Genomic DNA, 12,028 nt, shown 5'->3' on the forward strand with positions numbered 1-12,028 from the left:
TGATTTCAAATGGAATTAATGACAACTTATAAAAGTAATAATTATCCAATTATAATTAAAAACAATGCGATTACAGAATTAACAGAATTGCTCAAACCGTATAGAGACGTTGTATTTATTGTTGATAAAAATGTAGAATTTGCACTTCCGGAAAAAATTCAGCAAGCACTATCTTCTACAAGTTCAGAACAGTTTACTCATATTTTAAAAGTAGAAGGAAATGAAACAACTAAAACTTTTGCAGTGTATCAACATATTATTGAAGAACTTTTAGAACAAAGTATTACAAGAAATACTTGTATCATTGCAATTGGTGGTGGCGTTATTGGAGATTTCGCAGGCTTTGTCGCTGCTACTATTTTAAGAGGTGTAGACTTTATTCAAGTCCCTACAACAATTTTAGCTCACGATTCTAGTGTTGGTGGAAAAGTAGGGATTAATACGCCACAAGGGAAAAATTTAGTGGGTGCATTTTATCGACCAACAGCTGTTTTATATGATTTAGACTTTTTAAACACATTACCTTATACAGAAATTTCTAGTGGTTATGCTGAAGTATATAAGCATGCGCTTTTAAACGGTGAAGAGGCTCAATTAGAAATTGAAACTGCTTTTCCTGATAAAAAAGCATTAGAATCTCTTGTAAGTTTAGATAAATTTTTACTTAAAGGTATTCAAACAAAATTAAATATAGTAATAGAAGACGAACATGAACAAGGAAAACGTAAATTTTTAAATTTAGGTCATACATTTGGACATGCGATAGAATATAATCAAAAAATTCCTCATGGTCACGCTGTTATGATTGGCATTTTATATCAATTCATAGTAGCAAATGAATTACTAAATACACAATTCGACATCATGCATTATATCAATTACTTTAAAAATTTAGATTACCCTTTAGAAAAAGTTTTAGATACTAACTTTGAACCATTATTAGCATTAATGTCAAAAGACAAGAAAAATGATAAATCCGGTATTCAGATGGTATTATTAAAAGAAATAGGAAAACCAAAAGTTATTCATGTAAATAACGAAGTACTCGAGAAATCTTTTGCGACGTTACAAAATTACCTAAAGTGAGTGAAATTAATGACTAAGACTGAAACAATTAACCTACGCGGCCCTTTAAAAGGAGAATTTGAAGTTCCAGGGGATAAATCAATGACTCACCGTGCAATTATGCTAAGCTCTTTAGCTCAAGGACAATCTGTAATCACAAAACCGCTTCTAGCCGAAGATTGCTTAAGAACCATGAAAATTTTTGAATTGTTAGGTGTAAATTTTGATATTAAAGATGATAAAGTGTTTGTTGATTCACCAGGGTATCAAAACTTCAAAACACCGCATCAATCATTATATACAGGCAATTCCGGTACAACTACAAGAATAATGGCCGGCTTATTAAGCGGAATAGGCATCCAGTCTGTACTTTCTGGTGATGAATCTATTGGAAAACGTCCAATGAATCGTGTCATAGATCCGTTAAAAGAAATGGGTGCTTCTATAACAGGAATAGAAAATAATTATACACCACTTGTAATAAACCCATCTGACATCCAGGGTATTGATTACAAAATGCCAGTCGCAAGTGCACAAGTAAAAAGTGCTATTTTATTTGCAAGTCTATTTTCTAAGACCGCTTCTACAATAACTGAAATCGGTATTACCAGAAATCACACTGAAACAATGTTTGAACATTACAACATCCCATTAAAAATCAATGGAAACGTAATTCAAACAATTCCAGATGCAATCACATCTATTAAAGTTAAAGATTTCACAGTACCTGGAGATATTTCTTCAGCAGCATTCTTTATAGTTGCTGCGTTGATTACTCCGGGCAGTGATATTACCATCCATAATGTAGGTATGAACTCGACACGTTCGGGTATTATTGATATCGTAAAAGAAATGAAGGGGAATATAGAAATTATTAACCAAACAAATACTTCAGAACCTACTGCATCCATTAGAATTCAGTATACCCCTGATTTACAACCAGCAGAGTTATCAGGAGAACTCATTACACGTGCAATAGATGAAATACCAATAGTCGCACTTTTATGTACACAAGCAAATGGATCAAGTGTCATTAAAGATGCTGAAGAGTTGAAATTCAAAGAAACAAATCGGATTGAAACAACATCAGATGAATTAGGTTTGCTAGGTTTTGAAGTACATCCGACCGATGACGGTTTTATTATTCACCCATCAAAATTCGAACACGCTGCCTCAGTAAGTTCGTATACAGACCATCGTATTGGCATGACACTTGCTATTGCATCTTTATTAAGCGATGAAACTTTAGCAATCAGAAATTTTGATTCAGTTAATACTTCTTTCCCTGAATTCTTGCCTTTATTAAAATCGATTTCACAGAAAGGATAATATTATGGAAGACACAAATAAATTAATCGATGATATTCACCTGCAAAAAATAGATAATCTGGATAGTCGAGTTGAAAAAGCGATTACAACTTCAGATGATGATACTTTATTTTTATTAGGAGAAACATTATATAATTATGGATTAACACCTCAAGGTTTAGAAGTATTCAGAGCATTATATAATAAATTTCCTGATGAAACAGAACTATTAAGTTACTTTATTGAAGGCTTAATTGCTGAAGATAAAACAGATGAAGCTTTAGAATATCTGAGCCAAGCTGACTTATCTACTGAAAGATTAATGCTGGAAGCTGATTTATATCAACAAATCAATATGTTAGAAGTAGCGATTGATAAAATTGAAGAAGCAATTGAACTGGAACCGAATGACCCTGTCTTGCATTTTGCTTTAGCTGAATTAATGTATTTTGATGGTCAATATTTACGTGCTTCAGCAGAGTACGAAACTGTACTTGAAACTGGAGAATACATGGTTAATGGCGTAAATTTATATGCACGTATGGCAGATAGTGCCTTGCAGAGCGGTAACTATGATGATGCGGTTAAACTTTATGAAGAGATTTCAGAACAAGATATAACATCAGAAGATTACATGAAAAAAGCTTTAGCTTACGAAAAAAATGAGTTACTGCAAGAAGCTATTAAAATAATGAGTACATTAATGGATAAAGATCCAGACTTCATGCAAGGTTATTATTATATTCAACAACTTTACTTACAGCAAAAAGATTATAAATCCGCAATTGAAGTAGGTAAAGAAGGCTTACGTTTAAACCAATTTTATAAAGAGCTGATGTTATCTACCGGTAAAATTGAAATCGACCATGGTGATCAACAAGATGGCATCGAGCTGTTATTAAAAGCGCTTGAATTAGATAGTTCTTATCAAGAACCTTTAATCGAATTAAGTAGTTTATACCGCACTCAAGAAAACAATGAAGGTATTATTTCATTGATGCAATTTGCTGATGAAGACGATTTAGATCCAAGATTTATGTGGAACTTAGCATATGCATTAGGGGCAGAAGAAAGAGATAAAGAAGCACAGCATTTCTTCGATATGGCAAAACCAACTTATGAAAATAACCCTGATTTTCTTGGCGACTATTATTTCTTCTTGATTGAAACTGGACAAATTGAACAAGCAAAAGCGTTGTTGCCAAAATTACTAGAATTAGATCCAAATAACGAAGAATGGCAACAAGAAGCAGAACGCCTTCAACTCTATTAAGATGTTGGTGAAGCAAATATGATTGATAAAGAAAGTCTCAATTTAATGAAAAAGAACTTTATTGAATACTTATTATTTCAATACAAATTCAAATCTAGGATTAGCGTATGGTTACTTAATTTAATAAAATCTGATGTTGAACGATTAGATGATATCTATTTTGTAGATCAATCTATACCAAACCATAATACACTTGAAATTTCAGTTGCTGACACTGAGAAAACTGCTATCCAATATTATGACAATCAAATTGATTACAGGAATACAAATGAGATATTCAGACATATCGCTTACGAAAGACCTAAGTTCGATATTAAAATCAATTTGACTAAAAGAGATGTCAGGTTAGATGAAATCCTATTATCACAATTATTGCTTTCACCTGATTATTCTCTGCATCTTCATGATTTATATGCTGTTACTATGACACCGCAGGCTGAATTATCATTGATTAATAGGTTGCAAAATACGATTGATATCAGCTTACAGATACATGACTCTGAATATTTTTATAGATTGTCGCATTTATTAAATACACTAAAAGCAAGATCAATCAATTTTCCAACAAAGGATTGAAATTATGACATTAACAAATTGGTGGAGATGGGCGATTTATTCTCGTCCATTTCTTTTGTTTGCATTAGTTTGTAATATATTAGGAACTATTTATGGTTATATTTGGTATGGTAGTCAATTAAAAACAGCACCATGGTATTTCCAAATTTTCATACCTAATAGTCCTACAGCTTCTTTATTTTTATGTATTGCTTTGATTTTATTATTATTCGGGAAAAATAGTTCTATTATAGAAGCGCTCGCATTTATGACACTCATTAAATATGGTGTCTGGGCTGTAGTCATGAATCTTATACTATTTTATCAATATGATGAAATTTCAATTAACGGGATGATGTTACTGATTTCACATGGTATTATGGCAGCAGAAGCTATTATATTTTATCCAAGATTTAAAATTAGTTTGCTTGGCGGAATCGTATCAATACTGTGGATTTTTCATAATGATTTAATAGATTACGTTTTCATGCAGTTTCCTTTTTATCCATTTATTGATTCTCATCTAGAATTAGTAGCCTATATTGCTTTTATTTTAAGCAGCATTAGTGTATTATTATACTTCTACTTGGGGAAATGGACTCAACACAAATTGTTTGACCAATCTTTACGTTCTCAGTAAAATAATGTTATAAAGGAGTGAGAATTTTGTCTTTCATTAGTCTTATTATTTATTTTGCTATATTAATGATTTTACCGCTTTGGGCACAACACAAAGTTAAATCAACTTATGAAAAATATTCACAAGTTCGTTCTACAAGCGGCAAAACAGGACGAGAAGTGGCTGAAGAAATTTTGCGCGCCAATGGTATAAATGATGTAGAAGTTTTAGAAGGCGAAGGTTTCTTGTCAGACCATTATGATCCATCTAAAAAAGTAATTCGTTTATCTCCTGCGAACTACAGTCGTCCAAGTGTTGCTGGTACTGCTGTAGCAGCACACGAAGTGGGACATGCAATTCAACATCAGCAAGGTTATTTCTTCTTGCGTTTCAGAAATGCTTTATTCCCATTAGCAAATATCGGCAGTAATTTATCATATTTATTAATCATGGCTGGTATCGTTTTGACATCTATGCAGATGGCAATCGGTTCTACAGCATTATGGATTGGTATTTTCTTAATGGCATTTGCTGTTTTATTCTCGATTATTACATTGCCCGTTGAATTCGATGCAAGTAAACGCGCAATGCGAAATATTGAAGAATTGCATATCGTAAACGATAAAGAGTATAAACATGCGCGCAAAGTCTTAACTGCAGCTGCAATGACTTATGTTGCTTCAACAGCAGTAGCTGTAGCAGAATTATTAAGATTTATCTTAATCGCTCGTTCTAGCGATAATTAAAATAGTTAATATAATTGAACCTTGTCGACTATTCGGCAAGGTTTTTTATTGTCTAAAATCCGCTAAAAATGCATAACTAAAAAATATGAGATATACTATAAATAATAGAATTAGGAGATGATTGAAATGAAAACAATGGAAGAAATGCAAAAAGAAGTTGATCAATACATCGGTCAATTTAAAGCAGGATATTTTTCACCTTTAGCTAACTTAGCACGTTTAACAGAAGAAGTTGGCGAATTAGCTAGAGAAATCAATCATGTCTACGGTGAAAAGAAAAAAAAAGATACAGAAGAAGAAAATACCATTAAAGCTGAGTTAGGCGATAATTTATTTGTGTTGTTATGTATCGCAAATTCACTCGATATTGATATGACAGAAAGTTTCAATGAAACAATGGATAAATTCAATACACGTGATAAAAATCGTTTTGAACGCAAGTAATGGTATATAAAGGAGAGTTATTACAAAAATGAAAATAGGAATTACATGTTATCCATCTATGGGAGGTTCAGGCATTATTGCTACTGAACTTGGGATAATTCTCGCTGAACGTGGCCACGATGTACACTTCATCACTTCAAACTTGCCGTTTCGTATCCGTAAACCACTTCCAAATATTACGTTTCATCAAGTTGAGGTTAACCAATATGCTGTATTTCAATATCCACCTTATGATATCAGCCTTAGTACCAAAATAGCTTCAGTTATAAAAGAATATGATTTAGATATCTTACATATGCATTATGCTGTACCACATGCAATATGCGGGATTTTGGGACGTCAAATGTCTGGAAAAGACGTTAAAATTATGACCACATTACATGGTACTGACATAACTGTCCTTGGATATGATCATTCTTTAAAAGATGCTATAAAATTCGGAATAGAAAATAGTGATGTTGTAACAAGTGTTAGTCAATCATTAGCAGAACAGACTAAAAAAATTATTGGTACAAAAAAAGAAATCGAACCCATTTATAATTTTGTACGCGAGATAGATTTCCCGACTAAAAGAAATGATAAATTGAAAGAAATGTATGGGATTGACCCGAATGAAAAAGTTTTAATACATGTCTCTAATTTCAGACAAGTTAAGCGTATTGATACAATCCTAGAAACTTTTAAAAAAGTACATGATCAAATTCCATCTAAATTGCTACTTTTAGGTGATGGACCTGAATTAATGGAAATGAAAAAACTTGCTAAAGATTTAGGAATTCTTGATGCCGTCATGTTTTTAGGTAAGCAAGAATTTGTGAATCAATTTTATCAAATGTCAGATTTAGTTTTGCTTCTCAGTGAAAAAGAAAGTTTTGGATTGACATTGCTTGAAGCAATGAAGACTGGAGTTGTACCTATTGGTTCAACAGCAGGTGGTATAAAAGAAGTCATTAAACATGAAGAAACTGGATTTGTCGTTGATGTTGGTGATAGTGAACAAGCGAGCCAGTATGCTATTCAGTTATTGACGGATGAAAATTTATATCAAAAAATGCGTGAAAATATGTTGCAGGATATTTCAGAACGTTTTAATTCAGATTTAATTGCTGATCAATATGAATATTACTATAAACAAATGCTAGAGGATTAATTATGAATAAAGACTTATTTTTACAAGCCGCTCCAATCTTGCAAGAAATTCAAGATAACGGTTATGAAGCTTATTATGTAGGAGGGGCTGTCCGTGACTATTTAATGGATAGACCAATACATGATATTGATATTACAACAAGTGCATCTCCAGATGAAATAGAAGGTATTTTTACTAATACTATTCCAATTGGTAAAGAACATGGCACAATCAACGTCGTATATAACCATGAAAATTATGAAGTAACAACTTTTAGGGCTGAAGGTGAGTATGAAGATCATCGCAGACCTAGCGAAGTTATTTTTGTCAGAGACTTATACAAAGATGTTGAACGACGTGATTTCACAATTAACGCGATAGCTATGGATAATCAATTTAATATCAAAGATTATTTTAACGGCTATTCTGATATACAAAATAAATTGATAAAAACCGTTGGTAATCCTTATGAACGTTTTAATGAAGATGCTTTGCGTATTTTACGCGGTTTGCGTTTCAAATCACAATTACGCTTTGAGATTGATTCTGATACCTATAAAGCTATGCAAGAAAAAATTGCGGACACTGAATATTTATCAATTGAACGAATCATTATTGAACTACGTAAGTTATTAGAAGGAACTGATGCATCAATTGTATATCCTTTACTTAATGAATTACAATTCTTTAAATATGTGCCATTTTTCAAGTCATTTAATACAAGTGCTATCGAAATAAAAGATCCTATTAAATTAGAGTTGTTAATTGCAATAATGTCATTCAAACAATCTTCAAACATTTCTTTATCCATGCTGAAAATCAGTAATGACAGTAAGAAAAAAATCCAAAAATATATAACGCTTTTTAATAAACTTCCTGATATTAAAACTAAGAAAGCATTAAAGGTATTTGTTTATGACTATGGTATCTCAACACTTTCTTATATACTGGATATGAAAGATACATTAGCAGCTAATCAGATTGAACTCGGACATCCACTTATCTTTAACATCGAATCAATAGATGAAATCAATCAAAATTTAATCATACGTCAGCGTAGTGATATGATGGTTAATGGCAAAGATATTTTAGAGTCCTTAAATCAAAAGGGAGGACCTTGGTTAAAAGATGTACTTCGTAATATTGAATGTGCCATTATCAATCAAGAAATTCCAAATCAAAAAAGTGAAATCATAAATTGGGTGAAAACACATGTCGAAATATAGTCAAGATGTCGTACAAATATTATATGACAATCAACCAGAATTTGTATCAGGGCAAACAATTGCTGAACAATTAAATATTTCTAGAACTTCAGTTAAAAAAATTATTGACCAGTTAAAAGTAGAAGGTTGTGAAATTAATTCTGTAAACCATAAAGGTCACCAACTTAAACAATTGGCTGATATTTGGTATCAGGGAATTGTTGAAAAAATAGTGGATGCACAAGGATTCTTTAAAGAGACTTTTGTATTTCCAACTATTGATTCAACGCAACTTGCGGCTAAACAAAAACTTGTTGGAAATCAAGATAGCCTTCTTATATTGAGTAATGAACAAACAAAAGGGCGCGGACGCTTTAATAGACCATGGGACTCTGCTAAAGGCAAAGGGCTTTGGATGAGTGCAGTATTCCGACCAAATGTTCCGTTTTCAATGATCACGACTTTCAATTTATTTATGGCACTTGCAATCAGAGAAACGATTCAAGAATTTTCTAAAGATGAAGTCGCCGTAAAATGGCCTAATGATATTTATATAGGCGATAAAAAAGTGTGTGGTTTCCTTACAGAAATGTCTGCAAATAGTGATGGTATTGAAGCTGTAATTTGTGGAATAGGTATTAATATGAACCAAGAAGCAAGTGAATTTCCTAATGAGATTGCGCATCGTGCTACGAGTATATTCAATCATTCAGATGAAAAGATAAACCGTTATGAATTTTTGAAACTCTTATTAGAAAATATTAAAAATCGTTATATGCAATTTTTAACAGTTCCGTTTGAGTCCATACGCGAAGAGTATATTGAACACTCAAATATTTGGAACAGAAAATTAAAATTCACAGAAAACGACAAACAATTTCCGGGTAAAGCAGTAGATATAGATAAAGACGGATTTTTACATGTTGAAGATGAACAAGGTGAAAAGCATCGTTTGATGAGTGCAGATATAGATTTATAGAAAGGAGGCGATAATGTGGGTCAAACAACTTATGCCGTGGTAGATTTAGAAACAACGGGTAACCAAAAAGATTATGATGACATTATTCAAATTGGTATCACATTTGTGAAAGGTTTTGAGATTGTTGGTTCTTATCATTCTTTAATAAAGACTGACCTAGAAATACCACCTTTTATACAAGCACTCACTTCTATAGAAGACCAAATGTTGACACAGGCACCTTATTTTAATGAAGTGGCTGAGGAAATATACGAATTAATGAAAGACAGTGTGTTTGTTGCTCACAATGTTGCCTTTGATTTAACCTTTTTAAAAAAAGCTTTTAAAAAAAGTAATATAACTTATCAACCAAGGAAAGTCATTGATACGGTCGAATTATTTAAAATTGCTTTTCCTACAGATAAAAGTTATCAGCTGAGTGAGTTAGCAGAATATCATGATATACCACTGGAAAATGCTCATCGTGCTGATGAAGATGCAGCAACGACAGCTAAGTTAATGATTAAAGCTTTTAATGTTTTATATACATTACCAACAGACACACTCAAACAACTTTTTTATTTAAGCAAAAATTTAAAATATCAGTTACACGATGTTATTTTCGAAATGGTCCGTCAAAGAGGTACAGAGCCATTAGATAACAAATATGAAAAATTTGAACAAATTATTTATAAGAAGCAAGTTGATTTTAAGTCACCTCAAATTGATTTTGAAGGCACAACTGAAGACTTTTATAATCAAGTCATTGATGCATTAGGCTATACTTTCCGTCCACAACAACTTTACTTAGCTGAAACAATATTGGATCAATTGATGCATAGTGAAAAAGCTTTAATTGAAGCACCTTTAGGATCAGGTAAATCCTTAGCCTATCTGATTGCTGCTTTAATGTATAACATTGAAACAAAACAGCATGTCATGATTTCTACTAACACTAAATTATTACAGAACCAACTATTAGAACATGATATACCGACACTTGAGCAAGTTTTAGGTTATCGTATCAATGCTGCAATTATCAAAAGTAGAAGGGATTATATTTCCTTAGGCTTAATCAGTCAAATTTTAAAAGATGAAACTCAAAATTATGATGTATCATTATTAAAAATGGAATTACTTGTTTGGATTACTCAAACGGAAACAGGGGATATTCAAGAGTTGAATCTTAAAGGCGGACAAAAAATGTATTTGGAACAAAAATCAGAGACTTATGTTCCTGTCCGTAACGATATTCACTATTATAATTTCTTAAAAAGAAATGCCCAAAATATTCAAATTGGCATTACCAATCATGCTCATCTAATACATGCATCACAAGAGAACAGTATTTACCAATTGTTTGAAGATTATATTGTTGACGAAGCGCATCGATTACCTGATTATGCATTAGATCAAGTAACAAATGAATTAAGTTACTCCGATATCAAGTATCAGTTAGGGCTTATCGGTAAAACAGAAAACGAAAAATTATTAAAAGCAGTCGATAATTTGGAACAAAAAAGAATCTTAGAACAATTAGATATTCCTCCAATTGATGTTTTCGGATTGAAATCAGCAATCAATGATATCCATGAGTTGAATGAAAATCTATTCACAACAATATTTGATATTATTCATGAATCAGATATACATGATGATGATAATCATAAAATACATTTTGTAAATAATTTCGATACTGCGCCAATTTTAAAAGATATACACGATATCATTCATAAGCTTAATTTAACATTAGAATATTTCAATGGCATGAGTCATAAAACTATAAAATCAGTACGTAAGCATCTTTTATATTTGAATGATCATTTTCGTGCAATTGAGCAAAGCATAAAAGATAATCATACTTGTTTCTTATCAATTAAAAATATGGAACAAAAATCAACGATTACTATTTATGTCAAAGATTATAAAGTTAGAGACATACTAACTCAGCAAATACTTGATAAATTTAAATCACTTACTTTTATTTCAGGTACATTAACCTTTAATCGTTCTTTTGAATCCTTTAAAAATTGGTTTAAAGAGGACGAACATTTTAATACATTTATTATTGATGATGTAGTACAAAATGAAAACAAGGCAACTATTTTTATTCCTGATGATGTCGCTCCATATCATTATAAAGATGTAGAAAAATATGAGCATGCGATAGTAAGTTATATTACAGAATACGTAAATGTGACACAGTCTAAATGCTTAGTTTTGTTTACGAGTTATAAAATGATGTATCATGTGCAAGAATTGCTGAATGAATTACCTGATTTTGAAGATTATATTATTTTATCGCAACAAAATAATAATCAAAATTACAAAATCGCTCAACAATTCAATAGTTTTGATAAATCAATATTATTGGGAACTGGCACATTCTTTGAAGGATTTGACTTTCAAGGCGACGGTATTAAATGTGTAATGATTGCTAAACTTCCATTTATGAATCAAAACAACACAAAATATTGGTTGATGGATTCTGAATTCGTTTCAACTTTTAAAGATTATGTCTTGCCAGATGCCGTTATTCGTTTCCGTCAGGGTCTCGGCCGCTTAATCAGAAATGAAAATGATAGAGGGATTATTGTTTCTTTTGATGATCGACTAATTAAAAGTAACTATCAACACTTTTTCACACAAGCATTAGAGTCATTTAAAAAGGTGAACGGCAATATTCAACGATTTGGAAAAATATTGAAAAAATTAAAAGCGTAGTA

At 31.6% G+C, this 12,028-nt stretch carries 11 protein-coding genes; all 11 read left to right on the forward strand.

Annotation, left to right across the window (positions count from 1 at the left end):
* Positions 1–9: 9 nt before the first annotated feature.
* The 11 genes from aroB (at position 10) to DYE31_RS07040 (ending at position 12,026) form a co-directional block, all read left to right on the forward strand.
* Positions 10–1,086, forward strand: a complete 1,077-nt coding sequence (aroB, locus tag DYE31_RS06990; protein ID WP_015900348.1) for a 3-dehydroquinate synthase — start codon at positions 10–12, stop codon at positions 1,084–1,086.
* Between the two features lie 9 nt (positions 1,087–1,095).
* Positions 1,096–2,394: a 3-phosphoshikimate 1-carboxyvinyltransferase gene (gene aroA, locus DYE31_RS06995; protein WP_015900347.1), complete on the forward strand. Its 1,299-nt coding sequence runs from the start codon at positions 1,096–1,098 to the stop codon at positions 2,392–2,394.
* A gap of 4 nt (positions 2,395–2,398) precedes the next feature.
* Positions 2,399–3,646: a tetratricopeptide repeat protein gene (locus DYE31_RS07000; protein ID WP_015900346.1), complete on the forward strand. Its 1,248-nt coding sequence runs from the start codon at positions 2,399–2,401 to the stop codon at positions 3,644–3,646.
* Positions 3,647–3,664: 18 nt separating this feature from the next.
* The gene (locus tag DYE31_RS07005) at positions 3,665–4,222 is read left to right on the forward strand and encodes a YpiB family protein (RefSeq protein ID WP_015900345.1); all 558 of its coding nucleotides are present in this window, start codon (positions 3,665–3,667) and stop codon (positions 4,220–4,222) included.
* A gap of 4 nt (positions 4,223–4,226) precedes the next feature.
* Positions 4,227–4,841 carry a DUF1405 domain-containing protein gene (locus DYE31_RS07010; protein WP_015900344.1) on the forward strand — a complete coding sequence of 205 codons (615 nt, stop codon included), beginning with the start codon at positions 4,227–4,229 and terminating at the stop codon, positions 4,839–4,841.
* Between the two features lie 26 nt (positions 4,842–4,867).
* A complete protein-coding gene (locus DYE31_RS07015; protein WP_015900343.1) occupies positions 4,868–5,566 on the forward strand; it encodes a zinc metallopeptidase in 699 nt (232 codons plus the stop codon).
* Between the two features lie 126 nt (positions 5,567–5,692).
* A complete protein-coding gene (locus tag DYE31_RS07020; RefSeq protein WP_015900342.1) occupies positions 5,693–6,010 on the forward strand; it encodes a nucleotide pyrophosphohydrolase in 318 nt (105 codons plus the stop codon).
* 28 nt (positions 6,011–6,038) lie between these two features.
* Positions 6,039–7,160, forward strand: coding sequence for an N-acetyl-alpha-D-glucosaminyl L-malate synthase BshA (bshA, locus tag DYE31_RS07025; RefSeq protein ID WP_015900341.1), 1,122 nt, complete (start codon positions 6,039–6,041; stop codon positions 7,158–7,160).
* 2 nt (positions 7,161–7,162) lie between these two features.
* Positions 7,163–8,365 (forward strand): CCA tRNA nucleotidyltransferase, encoded by a 1,203-nt coding sequence (locus DYE31_RS07030; protein ID WP_015900340.1) that lies wholly within the window; start codon positions 7,163–7,165, stop codon positions 8,363–8,365.
* The gene (locus tag DYE31_RS07035) at positions 8,352–9,323 is read left to right on the forward strand and encodes a biotin--[acetyl-CoA-carboxylase] ligase (RefSeq protein ID WP_015900339.1); all 972 of its coding nucleotides are present in this window, start codon (positions 8,352–8,354) and stop codon (positions 9,321–9,323) included. Before DYE31_RS07030 ends, DYE31_RS07035 begins: the two co-directional genes overlap by 14 nt.
* Positions 9,324–9,338: 15 nt before the next feature.
* Entirely contained in the window at positions 9,339–12,026 is a 2,688-nt protein-coding gene (locus tag DYE31_RS07040) for a helicase C-terminal domain-containing protein (protein ID WP_015900338.1), read from the forward strand.
* The last annotated feature ends 2 nt before the right edge of the window (positions 12,027–12,028 follow it).

Source organism: Staphylococcus carnosus, assembly GCF_900458435.1.
Lineage (GTDB): Bacteria > Bacillota > Bacilli > Staphylococcales > Staphylococcaceae > Staphylococcus > Staphylococcus carnosus.

Coding starts and splice junctions, on each gene's coding strand:
- DYE31_RS07005 (WP_015900345.1), top strand. CDS start 3,665: ATGATTGATAAAGAAAGTCTCAATTTAATGAAAAAGAACTTTATTGAA.
- DYE31_RS07010 (WP_015900344.1), top strand. CDS start 4,227: ATGACATTAACAAATTGGTGGAGATGGGCGATTTATTCTCGTCCATTT.
- DYE31_RS07030 (WP_015900340.1), top strand. CDS start 7,163: ATGAATAAAGACTTATTTTTACAAGCCGCTCCAATCTTGCAAGAAATT.
- DYE31_RS07000 (WP_015900346.1), top strand. CDS start 2,399: ATGGAAGACACAAATAAATTAATCGATGATATTCACCTGCAAAAAATA.
- DYE31_RS07020 (WP_015900342.1), top strand. CDS start 5,693: ATGAAAACAATGGAAGAAATGCAAAAAGAAGTTGATCAATACATCGGT.
- DYE31_RS07035 (WP_015900339.1), top strand. CDS start 8,352: ATGTCGAAATATAGTCAAGATGTCGTACAAATATTATATGACAATCAA.
- aroB (WP_015900348.1), top strand. CDS start 10: ATGGAATTAATGACAACTTATAAAAGTAATAATTATCCAATTATAATT.
- bshA (WP_015900341.1), top strand. CDS start 6,039: ATGAAAATAGGAATTACATGTTATCCATCTATGGGAGGTTCAGGCATT.
- aroA (WP_015900347.1), top strand. CDS start 1,096: ATGACTAAGACTGAAACAATTAACCTACGCGGCCCTTTAAAAGGAGAA.